This window comes from Nocardia sp. NBC_01009, from assembly GCF_045208035.1.
Lineage (GTDB): Bacteria > Actinomycetota > Actinomycetes > Mycobacteriales > Mycobacteriaceae > Nocardia.
Genome location: NZ_CP108695.1, coordinates 3,458,122 through 3,477,668, shown reverse-complemented (window position 1 = coordinate 3,477,668; position 19,547 = coordinate 3,458,122). Strand labels below are relative to the sequence as shown.

At 67.0% G+C, this 19,547-nt stretch carries 17 protein-coding genes; 15 read left to right on the top strand and 2 right to left on the bottom strand.

Annotation, left to right across the window (positions count from 1 at the left end):
• Positions 1-6: 6 nt before the first annotated feature.
• Entirely contained in the window at positions 7-2,067 is a 2,061-nt protein-coding gene (locus tag OHA42_RS15545; protein ID WP_406237796.1) for a DEDD exonuclease domain-containing protein, read from the bottom strand.
• Between the two features lie 590 nt (positions 2,068-2,657).
• On the opposite strand from OHA42_RS15545, the gene OHA42_RS15540 reads away from it, so the two are divergent.
• From OHA42_RS15540 to OHA42_RS15490, 11 genes are all read left to right on the top strand, one after another.
• A complete protein-coding gene (locus OHA42_RS15540) occupies positions 2,658-3,233 on the top strand; it encodes a C40 family peptidase (protein ID WP_406237794.1) in 576 nt (191 codons plus the stop codon).
• 254 nt (positions 3,234-3,487) lie between these two features.
• A complete protein-coding gene (locus OHA42_RS15535; RefSeq protein WP_406237792.1) occupies positions 3,488-4,513 on the top strand; it encodes an NlpC/P60 family protein in 1,026 nt (341 codons plus the stop codon).
• Positions 4,514-4,519: 6 nt separating this feature from the next.
• Entirely contained in the window at positions 4,520-5,536 is a 1,017-nt protein-coding gene (locus OHA42_RS15530; protein WP_406237791.1) for a hypothetical protein, read from the top strand.
• Between the two features lie 955 nt (positions 5,537-6,491).
• Entirely contained in the window at positions 6,492-7,619 is a 1,128-nt protein-coding gene (locus tag OHA42_RS15525; RefSeq protein ID WP_406237789.1) for a glycosyltransferase family 4 protein, read from the top strand.
• Between the two features lie 103 nt (positions 7,620-7,722).
• Complete coding sequence (locus OHA42_RS15520; RefSeq protein WP_406237787.1) at positions 7,723-8,112, top strand: polyketide cyclase / dehydrase and lipid transport; 390 nt, start codon at positions 7,723-7,725, stop codon at positions 8,110-8,112.
• An 85-nt stretch (positions 8,113-8,197) separates the two neighbouring features.
• A complete protein-coding gene (locus OHA42_RS15515; RefSeq protein WP_406237786.1) occupies positions 8,198-8,635 on the top strand; it encodes an SRPBCC family protein in 438 nt (145 codons plus the stop codon).
• A 14-nt stretch (positions 8,636-8,649) separates the two neighbouring features.
• Positions 8,650-9,900 (top strand): ArsA family ATPase, encoded by a 1,251-nt coding sequence (locus OHA42_RS15510; RefSeq protein ID WP_406237784.1) that lies wholly within the window; start codon positions 8,650-8,652, stop codon positions 9,898-9,900.
• Positions 9,897-10,457 carry a hypothetical protein gene (locus OHA42_RS15505; RefSeq protein WP_406237783.1) on the top strand — a complete coding sequence of 187 codons (561 nt, stop codon included), beginning with the start codon at positions 9,897-9,899 and terminating at the stop codon, positions 10,455-10,457. The genes OHA42_RS15510 and OHA42_RS15505 overlap by 4 nt, the downstream gene beginning before the upstream one ends.
• Complete coding sequence (locus tag OHA42_RS15500) at positions 10,454-11,467, top strand: ROK family glucokinase (protein ID WP_328411316.1); 1,014 nt, start codon at positions 10,454-10,456, stop codon at positions 11,465-11,467. Before OHA42_RS15505 ends, OHA42_RS15500 begins: the two co-directional genes overlap by 4 nt.
• A 134-nt stretch (positions 11,468-11,601) precedes the next feature.
• Entirely contained in the window at positions 11,602-12,324 is a 723-nt protein-coding gene (locus OHA42_RS15495) for a lysophospholipid acyltransferase family protein (protein WP_328411314.1), read from the top strand.
• 58 nt (positions 12,325-12,382) lie between these two features.
• Positions 12,383-13,051 (top strand): phosphoribosylanthranilate isomerase, encoded by a 669-nt coding sequence (locus tag OHA42_RS15490; protein WP_406237781.1) that lies wholly within the window; start codon positions 12,383-12,385, stop codon positions 13,049-13,051.
• 7 nt (positions 13,052-13,058) lie between these two features.
• Here the strand turns inward: OHA42_RS15490 and OHA42_RS15485 are convergent, their stop codons facing one another.
• Positions 13,059-13,562 carry a DUF4189 domain-containing protein gene (locus tag OHA42_RS15485; protein WP_406237779.1) on the bottom strand — a complete coding sequence of 168 codons (504 nt, stop codon included), beginning with the start codon at positions 13,560-13,562 and terminating at the stop codon, positions 13,059-13,061.
• A 1,372-nt stretch (positions 13,563-14,934) separates the two neighbouring features.
• Here OHA42_RS15485 and OHA42_RS15480 point away from each other — a divergent pair.
• From OHA42_RS15480 to OHA42_RS15465, 4 genes are all read left to right on the top strand, one after another.
• Positions 14,935-15,129 (top strand): hypothetical protein, encoded by a 195-nt coding sequence (locus OHA42_RS15480; RefSeq protein WP_406237777.1) that lies wholly within the window; start codon positions 14,935-14,937, stop codon positions 15,127-15,129.
• Between the two features lie 803 nt (positions 15,130-15,932).
• On the top strand, positions 15,933-17,507 hold the full coding sequence (locus OHA42_RS15475; protein ID WP_406237775.1) for an alkaline phosphatase D family protein: 1,575 nt from the start codon (positions 15,933-15,935) through the stop codon (positions 17,505-17,507).
• A gap of 52 nt (positions 17,508-17,559) precedes the next feature.
• Positions 17,560-18,837 carry an FAD-binding oxidoreductase gene (locus OHA42_RS15470; RefSeq protein ID WP_406237773.1) on the top strand — a complete coding sequence of 426 codons (1,278 nt, stop codon included), beginning with the start codon at positions 17,560-17,562 and terminating at the stop codon, positions 18,835-18,837.
• Between the two features lie 205 nt (positions 18,838-19,042).
• Positions 19,043-19,483, top strand: a complete 441-nt coding sequence (locus OHA42_RS15465; protein ID WP_406237771.1) for a hypothetical protein — start codon at positions 19,043-19,045, stop codon at positions 19,481-19,483.
• The last annotated feature ends 64 nt before the right edge of the window (positions 19,484-19,547 follow it).

Sequence of the window (19,547 nt, the reverse complement as noted above, 5' to 3'; positions counted from 1 at the left end):
AGCCGCCTAATGTGCACAGCCGGACGCAGTACGTCCGTAATCTGCGCCGGGCCGAGCGCAGGCGAGGCAGCCGCCTGAGCGCTCGACATATTCCGCTTCGGGGAGTTGGGCGCGTGCCGCGGCATCCGCTAATTCCACCCATCCCATCCAGCGACCCGCCCCGTAGACGGGCTCGTGATAACCATCGGTGGTGCGCACAATACGGGCCCCCGGGCGCGCCAGCCAGCGCGTGACGAGTGCTACTTCTTCCGGCGACGCTCCGCGCAGCGGAGGCATCGTCGACGCGGCATTCCGACGTAGCGCCGCAACACGGCGCGACCGTGAACCTCCAGAGCTCGCATCGACCACCGCGTCGGCCATGTCGCTTCCCCCGACAACATCGCCTCCGCCAACAGCATCGGCATCGGCATCGGCATCGGCATCGGCATCGGCATCGGCATCGGCATCGGCATCGGCATCGGCATCGGCATCGGCATCGGCATCGGCATCGGCAGACCGGAGCGCACCGGAGCCCGGGTCGCCACCGGTGGGGATGACGGTTTCCGATGCCGCAACGATGTGTTCGACGACCGGCATCGGCGACACACCCCGCGCCGCGTTGCCCGCGCCCGCGAGGCGGCCGTAGCGGATCACCGAGAATTCCCATCCGCCTGTGTCATTCGGGTGCGCGACGATCAGCTCGGCGATCCTGGCGACGGCGGCCAGGCGTTGGGTGCGGCGAAGCGCGCGCACGACCGCGACCACGCGATCGCGCAGCCGGGCGGCTGCTTCGAAATGTTCGGAACGCGAATGGGTTTCGATGCGGTCGAGCATGGCGCGCAGTGGCGCGTCGGAGGTACCCGCGAACAGTGCGCGGACAGCCGCAGACGCCGGCGCGTATTCCTCCCTATTAATAGGGAGACCGGTGACAGTCGCGGCGGGGCAGCCGCCGACCATCGCATGCAGGCAATCGTGCAGGCCCGCAACCGATAACCGAGTGGTGCAGGTGCGCAGCCCGGTGTACTCGGCGACGGTGACCGCCACCTCGGTGGCATCCATCCGAGAGTTGAAGGGGCCCAGCGCATCCCGGTTCGGCGTTCGGACAATCGCGAAGCGTGGGAAGGGTTCGTCGGTCAACGTGATCCACCAGGCGCGCTTGGGAAATTTCGAGCGCCGGTTGTAGGGCGGGGCGTGCGCGACGAGCAGTCGCAGCTCACGCACCCCCGCTTCCAGCGCGTGCGCACACACCACGTGATCGACGCGGGTGGCCAGCGACACCATTTCCTTCATCCGCCCCCTTGTCTCGGAACCGGTGAAGTAGTTGCGAACTCGGCGGCGCAGGTTCACCGCGGTGCCGATGTAGAGCACCTCGTCGGAAGGGCCGCGGAAGAGATAGACGCCGGGACTGGCGGGCAGGTCGGTGGCGAACACGCGCTTGGCGCGCTGCCGGGAGGTCACCCCCGGCAGATAGTCGAGCAGTTCGGTGAGGCTGTGCACCCCTTGATTGCCGACGCGGGCGATCAGCGCGTGCAGGACGTCGACGGTGGCCTGGGCGTCGTCGAGGGCACGGTGCGTCGGCTGCGTGGTCGCTCCGAGCAGTGGAGCGAGCAGGCCGAGCCGGACCGAGGGCGCTTCGTCGCGGGTGAGCACCCGCCTGGCCAGCTTCACAGTGCACAGCACCGGCGCCGAGGGCCACGCGGTTTCGCTGCGGGCCGCCGCGGCGCGCAGGAAGGCCATATCGAACCGCGCATTGTGCGCCACGAGGACAGCTCCCGCCGCGAACTCCAGGAAACCCGGCAGCACCGCCTCGATCCGCGGCGCTTCGTAGACCATGGCGGTGGTGATCCCGGTGATCTGCACGATCGCGGGCGGGATGTCCTGCCCGGGGTTGACCAGGGTGGCGAATTCGCCGAGTACCTCTCCGCCGCGCACCTTGACCGCACCGATCTCGGTGATCGCGTCACCCTCCGGGCTGGTGCCGGTGGTCTCCAGGTCGACGACCACGAAGGTGGTGTCATAGAGCGGCGTATCGAGCTCATCGAAGGCCAGCTGCTTCGCGGCGGCCGGGCGCGGCACGGGGTCGGGCACGGCCAGGAGCGTATGGGGTGGGTCCGACAGGAACGCGCGCGAGATCGCACACGAAATGTCCGAATTTATCCCCGAGGATTTCGTTCTGATACCCGCGAAATGATCTTCAATTCGCAAAAGTGACCCAGATCACATTATTGTCAGAATTGCATCAATCGGCCGAGCGAGGTCGATGGTGCCGGACCGGTGCCATCGGCGCACTACCGCGTGTCGAGTCGAGGCCGACCACCCGTCCGATGTCGAGTCGCCATCACCCCCGCCATCACCGCTGCGACCTTGGGAAATACCCGGAAATCCGATCCATCGACTGGCCCAGACAGAACTTCCGACGCGCCGGGTAGCGACTCGAACGCCGCCCGATAACGGTCGGTCGTTATTGTTTCGTGATTGTTGTGACTCATCTCGCATTTCGCGTGTCGCATTTTTGTTGAATATCGACATTTCGGATGCGCCCGACTTTACAAACCACCGTGATGTGTTCGTAACCTTTTTGAGACCTCACGGAGTTCCACCGCGCTGCAGGGCCGGTGAAACGAAGTCCGCCGCACCACCGGGTACGGCGTCGTGGGGCAGATTCGGAGTACCGCATCATGGCGATCAACACCGTCAAGCGACAGGCGCAGCGTGCCGTTGCCGCCGGAGCCGTCGGCGCTGCCACCATCGGCGCGTTCCTTCTTCCGGCCGCCCCGGCCGCGGCTCAGCCGGTGACCATCCCCGGCATCGGAACCTTCGAGGTTCCCAACGAGATCCCGATCCCGGCCGACATCCCCGGCATCCAGCTGGGCAACCCGCCCGTGCCGCTGCCCTTCATGGCGCCCATCAAGACCCTCGGCGAGGTCGCGCTCGACGCCGCGATGAGCAAGCTCGGCGCGCCGTACGTCTACGGTGCCGCGGGCCCGAACGCCTTCGACTGCTCCGGCCTTGTCAAGTGGTCCTACCAGCAGGCCGGCGTGGAGCTGCCCCGCACCAGCGGCGCCCAGCTCGCCGCGGGCGCCGCGATCTCGACCGACGATCTGCAGCCGGGCGACCTGGTGTCGTTCTACGGCGGCGGACACTCCGGTCTGTACGCGGGCGACGGCAACGTGATCCATGCGTCGACCTCCGGCACCCCGGTGATGCTCGCCCCGATCTCGTCGATGCCGATCGCAGGCGCTCGCCGCTTCTGACCCGCTCCCTCGCCCCCTACGACACGGCGGGTCCATGGGATGGCCTACGTGATCATTTCGTGCCCTACTGGACACAGACGTACGCCATTCCGTAACTTAAATGAGACCTTCCGGAGCCGCGAGGAACAGACCGACCGTTCTCGCAGCTCACGAAGCCGATGCGGCTCATCGAGGGAATGCGTCCGAGCACTTGACGAGAGAACGGGGCACGGCAGGCTGTGGCACATCACCCGAGACAAAGCACGAAACGTCTGGTGGGAGGGGCACTCGCGGCCGGAGTCCTGGCCGCATCGCTCTACGGTGGCAGTCCAGCCGGAGCCGATCCGGCCACCCTGCCGACCACGGCCGGCGAGGCCGTACAGCGGATGATCGATCTGTCGAGGCAGTCCGAGCAGCTCAATCAGCAAGCGCTGAACGTGCAGGCCGACCTCGACACCAAACTCGCCGTCCAGCGCGACGCCGACGCCAAACTGTCCGCGAGCACCGAGGTCGCCGACAATGCGCGCAACGAGGTGCGTAAGTTCCAGCCGATGGTCGACCGCACGGTGATCGCCGCTTATCAGGGCGCGCGGACCAACCGCCTGTTCGCCGTGCTGGCAAGCAACTCGCCACAGCAACTGCTCGATCAGATGTCCACACTGGATGTGTTGTCGGCCAAGACCTCTGATCAACTGAAGCTCTACAAGTCGGCAACCGCCGCCGCCACGGCGGCGGAAACCACCGCCCGCACCGCCGACGACGATGCCCGCGCCGCCGCGACCAAAGCGGATCAGGTGCGTGCCGAGCTGGAACGCAAGCGCGCCGACCTGTCCGGTGCGATCGCCCAGGTGGTCTCGGCGTGGGGCACGCTGTCGGCCAGGGACAAGACCGCGCTGGCGGGCTCGCCCTTCCCGCCCGGCTTCGACCGCGACTCGCTGCTGAGCGGACTCGTGCCGGGCAGCGGAACCAGCGCTCTGGCCGCGGGACTCACCCGCATCGGCGACCCGTATGTCTGGGGTGCGACCGGTCCGAGCCAGTTCGACTGCTCCGGGCTGGTGCAGTGGGCGTTCAAACAGGTCGGCAAGAACGTGCCGCGGACCAGTTCACAGCAAGCCGGCTACGGCACCCCGGTGGACAAGAACGATCTGCAACCCGGTGACGTCGTGTTCTTCTATTCCGACATCTCTCATGTCGGCATCTACGCGGGCAACGGACTCATGTTGCACGCTTCCACTTTCGGTGTCCCGGTGGCCGTGGCACCCATGGGCTCGACGCCATACCACTCCGCTCGGCGATACTGAGTCGCTATGAGCGAGCGCAGCAGTGTCGGGCAGGTCCGCGCGTGGCTATCGGCCCGGCGGCGATTCCAGTTCGTGCTCACCGTCGCGATGGTGATGCTGCTGACCGGCACGTGTGTCGGGTTGCTCATGGTGCCGAACCCGGTGCTGCCGAAACTGCGGGCCGCCCAGCAGGCCAGGGCCGAGAGCCTCGGGCAGGTCGCGGCCGCCGATGACGATCCGCGGCTGGCTCAGGTGCGTCGCACCGTCGAACCCTTCGGCCAACTCGTGACGCGCGTGGTGCCCACCGGAGCCGGGCAGGAGTCGCTCGTCGTCGGCCATCCGGCCCAGCGGATCGAAATCGACGTCCTCGCACGCGAACTCGGCGCGGCGACCACCGCCGTGACCGACCTGTGGGGACCTGACTGGGCCCAGTCGGCGCTGGTGGTCGTAGCGTCCGCCCCCGCCGAGTTCGCCACGCTGCTGCGCGCCACCACCGACCTGCCCGAGGACGTCGCCGCCGCCTCCATCGCCGATCCGTTCGCCCCAGGCACCCGACCGACAGCCCAACGCGTGGTTTTCAGCCCCGACGCAGGCCGCCGCCTCTCCCCCGACGGGCTGCGCACGCTGCTGCGCCACGAACTCACTCACGTCGCCACCCGCGCCGAGACCGTCGACGGCGCTCCCTCCTGGATGCTGGAGGGCTTCGCCGAATACGTCGCCCACCGCGGCCAAGACCACCACTTCGGCGATATCGCCCCCACCGTCACCACACGAGCCCGCGCCGGCGAACTCCCCACCGACCTCCCCGCGGCAGCCGTATTCACCGGCAAACCGGCCGTCCTCGCCTACGAGCAAGCCTGGACGATCTGTGCCTTCGTCGCCGACAAATACGACGAACCCCACCTGGTAGACCTCTATCGCCGCATCGCCGCGAGCAAACAGGACCCCGCCTCCGAGGACCGAATCCTGCAGGAAGTCCTGCACACCACCCGAGCAGACTTCGTCGCCGCTTGGCGCGCCTGGCTCACCCCCCGCGCCGCCTGAGGTTTGCGAACCCACACTGATAGCGCACCCGACGGAACTGCAACACCACCGACACACCTCCAGACAGAACAAGCCCTGCCAGCGATTTCGCAATCAGCTCCCCACAACCGAAGCGCACCCCAGTAACGCCGTAATCACCGAAACCAGCCACACGGCGAGCCTTACCAACCGTCCGCAGCAAGCTTGTTGCCGAGCCGCCGAGCCGCATCGAACCTGGTCGCGACCATCGACACCGACGCCCCTTCGGGACGACGACACCTCCCGAGCGCAGCGAGACCGAGCACTAGAGTTCGCCGCCTGTCCACCTCCACACCAGCCCAAGTGCATCGACCACAGTCGCAAGCCCCAGCGACCAACGCCCCCACTCGGCACGATGACACCTTCCGAGCGAAGCGAGACCGAGCACCAGAGTTCACGGCGCATCCCACCTCTACAGCCGCCTAAGCGCCCAAACCAAAGTCGCAACCTCAGCTACCAACACACCCGCTCAGCACGATGACACCTTCCGAGCAAGCGACACCGAGCACCAGAGTTCACGGCGCATCCCACCTCCACAGCCGCCTAAGCGCCCAAACCAAAGTCGCAAGCTCAGCTACCAACACACCCACTCAGCACGAAGATGCCTTCCGGGCAAAGCGACACCGAGCACCAGAGTTCACGGCGCATCCCACCCCCACAGCCGCCTAAGCGCCTGAACCAAAGTCGCAAGCTCAGCTACCAACACACCCACTAGGCACGATGACACCTTCCGAGCGAAGCGAGACCGAGCACTAGAGTTCGCGGCCCGTCTCGCTTCCGAGCCGTCGAAGCGCATGCGCCGAAGGCGCGAGTCTCGACGGCTCGGAAGCGAGACCAAGGGGGCCGCGAACACGCCGCGGCGCAGCCGCGGCCAAAAAAACACAGCGAACACGCAGCGCCGCAGGCGCTGCAAATCAAACACAGTAGGTTGGTGCGCATGGCCCGAACTCTGCTGGTTACCAATGATTTCCCGCCTCGGCCAGGCGGTATCCAGTCGTATCTGCAAGCGTTGGCCGGTGAGCTGCCGCCGGATGATCTGGTTGTCTATGCGCCGAGGTGGCGTGGGGACAGTCATCTGAAATTCGACGCCAAGCAGAAGTTTCAGGTGGTTCGTCATCCGACCACGTTGATGTTGCCGACGCCGCTGGTGATGCGGCGGGCGGCGCGGTTATTGCGTAGTGAGAACTGTGACACCGTCTGGTTCGGTGCGGCGGCACCGTTGGCGTTGATGTCGCCGATGCTGCGGCGGGCGGGGGCCGAGCGCATTCTGGCGAGTACGCATGGACATGAGGTCGGCTGGTCGATGTTGCCCGGCGCCAGGCAGGCGTTGCGGCAGATCGGCGAGCACACCGATGTCGTCACGTATGTCAGTCGGTATACGCGTGGCCGGTTCGCGTCCGCATTCGGCGCGAATGCGGCGTTGGAGTATCTGCCGCCGGGGGTCGACACCGAGGTGTTCCGGCCGGATCCGGCGGCGCGGGCGGAGCTGCGCGATCGTTATGGGCTCGATGATCGGCCGACCATTCTGTGTCTGTCTCGTCTGGTGCCCCGTAAGGGCCAGGATGCGCTGATCGGCGCCATGCGCGAGATCCGCGAGCGCATCCCCGGCGCAGTGTTGGTGATCGCGGGCGGCGGGCCGTACGAGGAGAAGCTGCACGGGCTCGCGGCGGCGCTCGGTGTCGGCGACGACGTGGTGTTCACCGGGCGAGTGCCGTCGTCGGAGCTGGCCGCACATCACACGCTCGCGGATGTCTTCGCGATGCCGTGCCGCACGCGCGGTGCCGGCCTCGATGTCGAGGGGTTGGGCATCGTGTATTTGGAGGCGTCGGCCGCGGGTGTTCCGGTGGTGGCGGGTCGCTCGGGTGGCGCGCCGGAGACGGTGTTGGAGGGCAAGACCGGCCGGGTGGTGGACGGCCGCAAGACCTCGGAGATCGTCGAGGCCATTGTCGGCATCCTGTCCGATCGCGACGCCGCCGCCAAGATGGGCGCCGAGGGCCGGGCCTGGGTGGAGCAGCAGTGGCGATGGGATAGCCTCGGCGCTCGATTGCGCCACTTGTTGCGGTGAACACCGCCCAACGGGACGGTATACCGTCGGTGGCTGCCTGCCACGACGAGAGCCGAGCGGAGCGGAGCGTCGTCCTGGCAGGCCATCCATTACGCTCAGCGAGGTGAGCAACATCCAGGTCGCAGATATGACCTTCGTCGCCGCCGACGGGTCCGCGGTCGCCGACGTCGTGGCGGCACCGAACAATTGGCGCCGCTGGTGGCCCGACCTCACCCTGGAGGTCCGAGAGGACCGGGGCGACAAGGGAATCCGCTGGTCGGTGACCGGCGGGCTGACCGGAACCATGGAGGTGTGGCTGGAGCCCTCGCTCGACGGGGTGATCCTGCACTACTTCCTGCATGCCGAGCCCTGGTCGGCGAACCGGATGTCGCCACGTCAGCTGCTCGCCGCCAATCGGGCACGCCGGGTGGCGGGCAAGAACATGTCCTTCGAGGTGAAGGCGCGACTGGAGGCAGGGCGCCCGGCCGGCATCGCGCCCGCGAACGCAGACTGACCGCGCACACCCGCTCACCACATCATCTAGGCCACAGCACAATAGAAGGCACAGCACCGTAGCTGGAAAGGAACCGTTGTCCGCCATGGCCGACAGGACCCAGAGGTCGATCATCATCGAGGCACCATCGCAGCGGGTGATGTCCGTCATCGCCGATCTGGAGTCCTACCCGGAGTGGGTTTCGGCGGCCAAGTCCGTCGAAGTATTGGACAAGAGTGCCGACGGCCGGGTTAGCACCGCGCGGTTCGTGCTCGATGCCGGCGTCGTCAAGGACACCTACGTGTTGTCCTATACCTGGCGTCCCGATGACAAGGCCGTCAGCTGGACCCTCGTCAGCGGTGACCTGCAGAAGGCACAGGACGGCACCTACGAACTCATCGACCAGCCCGATGGCACCACGCAGGTGACCTACGAGCTGACCGTCGACCTGAACATCCCGATGATCGGCATGTTCAAGCGCAAGGCCGAGAAGGTGATCACCGATACCGCGCTGAAGGAACTGAAGAAACGGGTCGAAGGCTGATCGCGCGCAGTACCGTGCGCCGCACCCGGGTCGAGCTGTTCATCGGCAAAGGCGGAGTCGGTAAAACGACATTGGCGTGCGCGACCGCGATGTCGTACGCGCGGGCCGGTTCCCAGGTGCTGGTGGCCTCCCTCGACCAGGCGCATTCGCTGGGCGACGCGCTCGGATTCCGATTCCCGCACGATGCCGGCACGGTGACCGGGATCACGAACGTTACGCCCGGCCTCGACGTGATCGAGGTGGATTCCCTTGCGCTGCTGGAGGATCGGTTCCGCGAGGTGGTGCGGATGCTGGCGTCGGACTCCGGGCACGAGCACGGTATCGATGTTGCGGCGCTCGATCCCGCCGAGCTGACAGGGCTACCCGGCGTGCAGGAATTGTTGATGCTGGTGGAGATCACCCAGTTCGCGAACGAGGACGACTGGGATGTCATCGTGGTGGACTGCCCGCCCTCGGCGGACATGCTGCGCATCATGACCGCGCCCGACACGCTGCTCGGCTACGTGGAACGGATCTGGCCGCCGCACGCACGCGCGATGAGCACCATCGGTACCGATCTGCGCCGCGCGGTGCTGGCGGCGACCGTCGAGAAGATCGTCGCCGCGGTCACCGAGGTACGTGATCTGCTCGCCGACCACGGCCGCACCGGGGCCAGGCTGATCACTGTCGCCGAACAGGTGGCGGTCGCCGAATCCGAGCGGGTTCGCTCGGCGGCCGCCCTGCTCGGCCTGCGACTGGACGCTGTTGTGGTGAACAAAGTGCTGCCGCCCGCGCCCGCGGAGCCGGCCGAGGCAGCGCATCCCGCGGTGCACTGGTATCTGAACCGGCGCGGCGAACAACTGGACGTCATCGCACGGTTACAGCGCGATCTCCCGGGCATCCCGGTAGTGATCGCCCAGCACAGCGGCCCCGAACCGGTCGGGCTCGCTTCGCTGGCGGCGCTGTCGTATGCGGTGGACGCGGACTCGGCGCTGCGCGACAATCCCGCAGAGGTTCGCACAAGTTCCGGGGATCCGGTGGTTCGATGGGAATCGGGCACCGGACTGCATTCGGTGTACGCGTTGCGGATGCACCTGCCCGTCGTCGATTCGGCGACGCTGCGACTGGGACGAGTGGAGGACGATTTGATCGTGGGAGCGGACGGGACCCGCCGCCGCGTGCGCCTGGCACCGGTGTTGCGGCGGTGCACGGTAGAGGCAGCCGAACTCGACGGGGGCTATCTGGTCGTCCGTTTTCGTCCCGACCCGGAGGCCTGGCCGACATGAGCGGCAGTGATGACGCGGGCGACGAACGACAGCACGGTATTGATGACGGCGGCGCCCAGGCAGATTCCGGCCGCGGCCAGCGTCCCGGATCGGGCATTTTCGACGACGTCGATGGGCTCGGCGAGTTCGCGGCGGAACTGAAATTGCTGGCCGAGGTCGTCTTGGAGCGAGTCGAACCGATGTTGCGGCACGCCGCTGTGGAGGGCCAGACCGAATGGTCGAGTTGCAGTTGGTGCCCAGTGTGTGCGGCCGCAGCGCTGGTGCGCGGTGAGCACCATGACGTGCTCGCCGCGGTCGCAGATCACGGCACCGCGATCGTCACGGTGCTGCGCGAGGCGCTGGCCGGAGTGCCCGTAGAGCCGGTGTGGCAACCCGACGACGATGCGCCGACAGCCCCATCGGACGATAACTCTGTGTCCCACAATCACACACCACGAGACGACTCGATGCCGAACGACGACAGCACAGCAGAGCAGCCGCGCGACGGTCATACCGCGCAGCGCTCCGGCCGAACGCGTTCCCGGTACGTCGGCATTCCCGTGACGATCAAGCCATGACGCGCCAGATGGCGGGCGCGCGTCCGCTGACGGTCGGTATCGACGTCGGCGGCACCAACATTCGCGCCTCGGTGGTCGATGGCGACGGCGAGATGCTCGACACCGTGCAGGCGCCGACACCGCATTCGGCACGCGCTCTGGAAGATGCATTGGACCGGGTGGTCCGCGAACTGTGCCGTCGGCATCCGATCGGCGCGGTGGGGCTGGCCGTGGCCGGGTTCATCACCGCCGACCGTTCGACCGTGCGGTTCGCACCGCACCTGCCGTGGAAGGACACCCCGGTCGCGCGGCGGCTGAGCGAGCGTCTCGAGCTTCCGGTGATCCTGGAACACGACGCCAATGCGGCGGCGTGGGCAGAATACCGATTCGGTGCGGCGGCCGGCGGACACAACGTCGTGCTCGTCGCGATCGGCACCGGCATCGGTGCGGCGCTGCTCATCGACGGCGAACTGTATCGGGGCACCCACGGTGTGGCGCCGGAGCTGGGGCATCTGCAGGTGGTGCCGGACGGGCGGGCCTGCCCGTGCGGGAAGCGCGGTTGCTGGGAAAGGTATTGCAGCGGAACAGCACTGGCCGACACCGCGATCGAGATGCTGGCCACCGACCCGGTGCATTCGACGGTGCTGGCCAGGGATATCTTCCGCGATCCCGGCTCGTTGACCGGACGTCGGGTCGCCGGGGCCGCACAGGACGGCGACCCGCTCGCGGTGCAGGTCATGGCGGACTTCGCACGCTGGCTCGGACTCGGTCTCGCCTTCGTCAGCGATATTTTCGACCCGGATCTCGTCGTCATCGCGGGCGGAGTGAGCAGTTCGGCGCCGCTGTTCCTCGACGAGGCGCGCGAGGAATACGCCCGCGCGATCACCGGCGCAGGCCACCGCCCGCTGGCCAGAATCCGCACCACACAACTGGGGGAGGCCGCGGGCATGATCGGCGCCGCCGAACTCGCGCGGGCCACTCTCGCCGACACCGGCCGCGGCCGATCGCGAGTCGCTCGTACCAGCCACTGAGAACAGACCAATCAGCCACTGAGAACATGTGGTGAGATACGCCGCTCGGCTTGGATGTGATCTGTAACCAGCGGTAAAGTCGGCAGTTGAAGCAGGTGTGCCCGCAACGATCCCGGTTTCGGGGGAAGGACGTCATGTTCTACTGGCTGCTGAAGTATGTGCTGCTGGGACCGTTCATGCATCTCTACAACAGGCCCACGGTCGAGGGTGTAGAGAACATTCCGACGGACGGTCCGGCAATCATGGCGGGTAATCACCTCTCCTTTGCGGACTGGCTGTTCGCGCCGCTGCTGAGTCCGCGGCGAATCAACTATCTGGCCAAGGCCGAGTACTTCAATACCCCGGGCATCAAGGGCGCCTTCCAGAAGTGGTTCTTCACCACCTCCGGTCAGTTCCCCATCGACCGCACCGGTGCCGACGCCGCCGAGGACGCCCTCAACGCGGCGCGCAAGCTGCTCGATCAGGGCCGCCTCGTCGGCCTGTACCCCGAAGGCACCCGCTCCCCCGACGGCCGCCTGTACAAGGGCAAGACCGGCCTGGCGCGGCTCGCCCTCGAGACCGGCGTCCCCGTCATCCCGGTTGCCGTCATCGGCACCGACGAGGTCAGCCCGCCCGGACCGTTCCGCTGGCGTCGCCGCAAGGTCACCGTCAAATTCGGTACCCCGATCGACTTCTCGCGCTATGAAGGCATGGGCGGCAACCGCTTCGTCGAACGCGCTGTCACCGACGAGGTCATGTACGAGCTCATGCAGCTCGGCGGCCAAGAGTACGTCGATGTCTACGCGGCCAGCCTCAAGAAGGGCGTGCCCTCCGGGCCGCGCGAAGCCGCCCGCATTCCGGAATCGGCCGCCAGCTGATCTATTTCGTCCGGCCGGGAGCGCACGAGTCTGCACTCCCGGCCGTTATCGTCTATCCGTGACGGTGCGCGCGAAGATCTGCGGGATCAGGTCCGAAGCCGATCTGCGCATTGCGCTGGCAGCCGGGGCCGATGCCGTCGGTTTCATCTCGGGTGTCACCCATATCAGCGAAGACGCGCTCGATGCCGAGCTGGCCGCCGAATTTTCCCGTGTGGTACCGCCCTTCGTCACTCGAGTGCTGGTGACCCATCTGGAAGCGGCGGACGCGATTCTGGAGCTGGCCGAGCGGGTCGGCGTCGACGCGATTCAAGTCCACGGCCTGGTATCGGATGACACCCTCCGTGCGGTGCGCGCGAACGCCCGCGGGCGCAAGATCATCAAGGCGATCCATGTGGTCGGGCCGGATGCGGTCGATGCCGCGCTGCGGGCGGCATCGGATTGTGATGCCGTACTGCTGGATTCGCGCACCGAAGACCGGCTCGGCGGCACCGGACGGATCCATGACTGGTCGGTGAGTACGGCCGTGGTCACGGCGCTGCGCGGGCTCGGCCGCCCGGTGATCCTCGCGGGCGGGCTCGGACCGCACAATATTGTCGAGGCGATAGCGCGAGTCGATCCCTTCGCGGTGGACGTCAACAGTGGAGTCGAAACAGCCACGGGCGATAAGAATCCCGATGCCTGCGCGGCGTTTGTGACAGCGGCACACCGGACCGGTCACACCGGATAGCAGCCGGCTACTCGAGAGCGCATTTCGTCCAGAGGCTGAAAGGCCCGGAAATGCCGTAGACAGTTTCGGCGTTGCTGATCGCTTTGCTTTCGGCCTCGGCAATGGTGTCGCCCCGTTCGGAACCCCAGCCGTCGGTTTGGCCGATGACGAGGCTGAGGCAGCCGTTGTGCGACCAGCGGGCGGGTGGGCAGCCGGTGCCGCACGCAGCCTCGGCCTCCTGCGCCGCGGCCTCGCCGCTGACCTGGCTGCGGACCCACGACACCTTGTCGGTCTGCGCGTTGTAGGTGGCGGCGATCCAGCGATCATCGGCGTTCGGGACGGGCGTGGTGGTAGCCGCCGCGGTCGCGGGAGCAACCGGTTTGTCCGAGGTGGCGACGGCCGGTGTGGTGCGCTGCGTGGTGGTCTGGTTCTCGCCGGTGCCCGTGGCCTTGATGTCGGCCTGCTCGTTGTACTCGCGCACCCCGATGATCGCGGTGATCGCGAGCACCCCGACCAGTATCGAACCGAACACCACTACAAACCCTGTGGCGCCATCGTTTTCGTCGAGCAGCTCATCCGGTTCGTCCAGTTGCTCCGCCCGCGCGGACCGCCGAACCGGAACCTGCTCGGACTCGTCCGGATACGGCTGCCGAGACGCCCGCTGCCCATCAGGAGGCGGCCGCCTCGACGCCCGCACTGGTCCATTCGGATATGGCGCGGCCGGCGACTGCTCCGTAGGCGGGCGTAGCGCTCCCGGCCGGTACGGCCCAGCGTCCGGAGACGAAGGATCACTCGACGGCTGCGGTCGAGGGGGCCGCACGGACCTGGGCTGGCGCGGCTGCCGAAGAGCCGAGGGCCCTGCAAGAGTCTGCTCCCCGGGTCGACGAGGCGGAGAATTCGGGAACGACTCATCCAGCGAGTGCTCGCCACCCGGATGCTCGATCCCCATCGGGTGCTGTCCACGGGGCTGCGAGTACCCCATTGGAGGGTGCCGCCTGGATGGATGCACCCACTCGTCCTCGAACTCATTCACCCGGGAGTACGAGTCATTCGACGAGTGCTCGCTGGACGGACGCTCTGTCCCCGCTGGTCGGGACCGCCCGGAAGGCACGTACCCCGATGAAGGCTGCCGCCGGGCAGGACGTCCGGGCTCATTCGAGTACAACTCATCCGAAGCGTGCCCGCCGGCGCGCCGCTCGACCCCTGGTAGGTGTGGCCCGGCAGGAGGCGAAGGCTCGACTGGAGGCTGTTGCCTCGGTGGATGGGCAGGCCCCGGTAGGTGCGGACGTCCGGACGGCGACTGCGCGCCGGGTGGTCGCCCGGAACCGGAAGGGTAGGGCGGGCGGAACCGAGGCAACTGTTCGGCCTGCGGTTGTTCGCTCGGCGGACGGACGGATCCCGGTGGCGACGGCCGCCCGGTCGGAGATGAAGGATCAGTCGGACGCTGTGGTCTCGACGGGCGAACGGACTCGGGTGAGTTCGGCGTGGACTGCTCACGCGGCCGGTGCACGGGCTCGGAGTGGTAAGGCTGTCCGGGCCGGGCCGGCTCATCCCTGGACGAACCCATCGGATACGACTGCGGCAATGCCTGCTGTCCGGGAGGGGGCTGCCTCGGTCTGCGGACCGGCTCGGAGGGATGCGGCGGTTCGGCAGCCGGCCGGCGGGCCGGTGGATAGGCGGATCCTGGCGCGTACCGCTGCCCGGATGGGGGCGGGTAAGGCTGCTCAGGGTTGCGCCCGTGCGGGGATGACATCCGTCCCCCCAATCGTTCTCGTCCGAATAATCCAGCGGCCCCACCCTATCCGTCGAGCGCTCGACCTGCGAGGGTCACAAACCACCACAGGCCATGTAAAGCGCGAATCCGACAACCGTGGTGTGTGACTTGCAGTTCCGATGGCGGCTCGATGATCTCGGTCACAGGATTCGGTGGGATCGGCTCGCCGAGCACCGGATGTGACAACCACTCGATGTGCGGCAACACCTCGGTGCACAATCAGGTGAGTACGTGTCCGACTCCGGCACACCAGCACGATGTCGATGAGCTGTGCATCTATCCGTCCGAGGACTTCCGCACCGCACTGGACGAGCTCCCTGCCTGACCGCGCCCCGGCCTGCCACGAGAATCCGAGCGGCAGTCCGAGATCGAACGCGCGGAGAAACGCAAGCAGCTCCTATAACTACAGCAGTATCGGGGCCGGATTGCAGGCGATAGTGGAGAGGTATGCGCAATGATGGTCGGCTCGGACGCGCGCAACGACGCGAGGACTACGGCTTGCTCGTCGCGGCAGCGACAATGTACAGCGATACTGCCGCCCGCACGGTACGACTCCCGCTCAGCGCCAACGGGATCCGGGCCGCCATCCGACAGCGCCGATGCGACGCCCCGACTTCCTCGTTCGGGGCGTCGCATCGGCCGCAGACTTCGGGCAACCGCCCGACGCCGCGTAAGAGGTTACGCCGCAACCATTTCGGCGGCAGAGGAACCCGCCCAAATTGGGCTTTATGCGGCGGTCGCATGGGCGGATCGAAGCGGTTCGGAGTGCGATCGGACGCCGAGAACTTCGGCCGCAGCGCGTTCGCCGCTACACCCCGCACCGTCCCGGTAGCCCTGACGGAAGTCGGCGGTTTCGGTTCCGGCCCAGTGGATTCCACGGACCGTTCGCCACCGGGCGGAACCGGTGAAGACTCCGAGCGTGTGGTTGCGGTGGGCCACCCGTTCCGATCGCATCAGGTGATGGCATCGAGGTCGGCGAGGGCCGGATGGGCACCAGCGCTCGCGACGGACCATATCGGGCAACCTGTCCATTTCTGGCCGCTTGCCGTGTGAACATTGTGCAAGGCCGGGTCAACCCGACAACAGCTGTTCACCCGCCGTTGAGCTCATTGCGCAAAGGTTGCTCCCATGATTCTCGGTGGTTCGGACTTCGGCGTCTCCCGACGCACCCTGCTGCGTGCCACTGCTCTTGGTCTCGTCGCGACCCCCGCGGTGGCCGCCTGTTCGTCGAACGACGGTCCCACGCTGGTCCGCAACCGCCCGAATCTCACCCACGGCGTCGCGGTCGGCGATCCGCGCACCGACGGTGCGCTGATCTGGGCGCGTTCGGATCAGCCCGCGAAGCTGATCGTGGAGACCGCGGCCACCGAATCCTTCACCGACGCCAAGCGCTTCACCGGTCCGCTGCTGACGCCGGACTCCGACGGCACCGGCCGCGTGCGCGTCAACGGCCTGCCGGCGGGTCAGCAGGTGCACTACCGGGTGACCCTCGAAGGCGAGGACGGCGCGCGCTCCGAGCCGATCACCGGTGTCTTCCGCACAGTCCCCACCGACGCTTCCGATATCAAGCTGCAGTGGTCGGGCGATGTCGTCGGCCAGGGCTACGGCATCAACCCCGACCTCGGCGGCATGCAGATCTTCTCCGTTATGGCCGCGCGCGACCCGCACCTGTTCATCCACTCCGGCGACTCCATCTACGCCGACGGCCCACTGCAGGAATCGGTGACGCTGCCCGATGGCCGGATCTGGCGCAATGTGGTGACGGAGGCGAAAAGCGCTGTCGCCCAAACCCTCGACCAGTTCCGCGGCAACTTCGCCTACAACCTGACCGACCAGAACTACCGTCGCTTCAACAGCTCGGTCGCCCAGGTGGTGCAGTGGGACGACCACGAAACGGTCAACAACTGGTACCCAGGCGGCCTGGTCGCGGCATCCAAGGGCTACGCCGAGCGCAGCATGGACACCCTTGCGACCCGCTCCTGGCAGGCCTTCCACGAGTGGATGCCGTTGGAGCCGAAGGATGCGGTGGACGGACGCCTCTACCGCAAGATCTCCTACGGCCCGCTGCTGGAGGTCTTCGTGCTGGACATGCGGACCTACAAGGACACCAACGACATCGACAACGGACCCAGCGGACGCATCTTCGGTCCCGCACAAACGACATGGCTGATCGAAGGGCTGCGCGATTCCAAGGCCACGTGGAAGCTCATCGCCAACGATCTGCCGCTCGGCGTGATCGTCAAGGACGGCGAGCAGAAGGGCACCACCGCCTACGAAGGCCCGGCCAACGGCGATCCCGGCGCACCGTCGGGCCGCGAAACCGAGATCGCCCGAGTGCTCTCGGCGATCAAGGCGAACAAGGTGGGTGGTGTCGTCTGGCTGACCGCCGATGTGCACTACACCGCGGCCCACCGCTATTCACCCGAGCGCGCCACGTTCACCGACTTCGACGAGTTCTGGGAGTTCGTCTCCGGACCGCTGAATGCCGGTGCGTTCGGCCCGAATCCGCTGGACCCGACCTTCGGTCCGGAAGCGGTCTTCGTGCATGCCCCACCCGTCCAGAACACCGCACCGCTCGACGGCGCCTTCCAACATTTCGGTGAGGTCCTGATCGATGGCAAGTCAAGGGAACTGACGGTCAATTTGTGCGACGCGACCGGATCGGTGCTGTTCAGCCAGCGGCTTTCCCCGCAGGGTCGATAAGTGACGACTTCGAGCGAGCACGGGAGACCGCGCTGTGGTTAGCTTTCGTGCCATGAGCACGCCGCACACTGTCGCCGCCGAAGAATATCTACCCCGTGACACTGCGGATGTCGTTCGCACTGTGCGAGATTCACGCAACCGCGCCGATCGGCTCACCGTGCGCGGCGGCGAGCCGTTCGACGACGGGCTTTCGCTGCCCGATCAGCGCATGGTGCTCTCGCTGCGGCAGATGAACGCGGTGCTCGATATCAATCTCGGCAGGCGCACGGTGCGGGTGCAGGCCGGCGCCAAGCTGTCCGATATCGACCGCAGACTCGGCGCGCACGGTCTCGGCCTGCCGATCGTCGGTGACCACCGCGACATCACCGCGGGCGGTTTCGCGTCGGTCGGCGGTGTGAGCACGGCCTCGCACAAGTACGGCATGTTCATCGACCAGATCGTCGATCTGGAATACGTCGACACCGACGGACGCATCGGCACCTGCGGACGCAACCATCACACCGAGCGCTTCCACCGAATCCTCGGCGCGGGCGGACGAGCGGGCATCATCACCGCGCTCACCCTGGACGCGATCGACATCGACAAGGACCACACCTGGCTGACCACCCATGCCGGCCGGTTCCTGGATTTCGACTCCTTCGTCGAACACGCCTATGCCGAAGTCGCTCGCCCCGGCAACGCGGCACTGCAAGTGGGCCGCTGGGTCGACACCGCGCCGCTGAAGGTGTCGCGACCGGTCGGTACCGGGCATGTGCAGTTGGGCACGGTGCGCTTCGGCCAGTGGTCGAGCCTCTACCCCACCACGCCGACCCGATCGCTGCGTGCGCGGCGTGAGGTCGGCACCAAGACCAGAAAGTCGTTGGGCGTCATCGCCTCTGCCGCGGGCGGGCGCGCAGGCGCCCCGGTGCGCAACGCCGCGGCGGGCGCGCTGATGTTCGCCCCGAAGGTGCTGACGCTGCGCGATGCGGAATACCTCGCCGATACGGTGATCAGCTCGTCCGAGCGTGGACCCGCCTACCGGGTGGCCATTTTCGCGCCGCTGTCGAGCTATACCTCGGTGTTCTACCGGCTGCACGATCTGTTTGCCGGACACCGGGAACGAACCGGATGCTTCACCGTCATCTCCGCGATGACCTACGGCGTGCGCTCGAAGTACCTGCAATCGGAGGCCGCGGTGCACAATCTGCCCGCGGAGGACCACGGCCTCATCACCTTCACCTGCCGTTTGCGGCCCTCGGCGCTGCCCTCGGAACTGTTGCGCGACATCGTGTCCGGAATCGATGAGATCTGCCACTCCGAACAGGCTCTGCGCTACGACTCCACGGATTAGACTCCTGTTGCGCCGCACATAGTCGCCGGCCGGTAGCTTGTCGCTGCCGGCGGGCACGGGCGGTCGACTTCGACACTGTCGGCGGGGTGACGATGCGTTAGTTCAGCTCATCTCCTGTGAAGGGTGCTGTTCCGATGCTCGAATTTCGCCCCGGCGGCGAACTATTTTCGGCCCGCTGCGGCTGACGTTGGGCCTGCTGCCCGCCATGCTCGACTCCGGCTCCGGGCAGGTGATCCAGGTGGGTCCATGGAGCCCGAATACCGGCGCCACACCGAACTTCGCGCCCTACGCCAGCTCACAGGCCGCGTGGACCACTTTCGGGCAATGCGTGGACACCGAGCTGTCGCCGCGCGGCATCCAGGTCACCTCGGTGCACTATCCCGCGCACCGCGCGGACAACGCCGTGACGATCGCGCACTGCAGCGAGGATCCCGCCCGCGAGCCCGCGGCCCGCTGGATCGACACCGCCATCCGCACCCGCCCGGCCCGCCTCGAGCCCCGCTTCGCCCGCACCCACGCTCCACCCACCGCCTCATACACGCCTTCGGCATCTGAGATCCCCGCCCTGAGGGTCTGCCTGGCGATGAGGGACGGGCAGCCGAACGCAAAGCGCCCCATCGGATTCCGATGGGGCGCTTCGTTCTGAACAAGGCAACTGATCTCGCGAGCACATGGGTAACTCGCCGGGCACGGACCGACGCACCAACCAG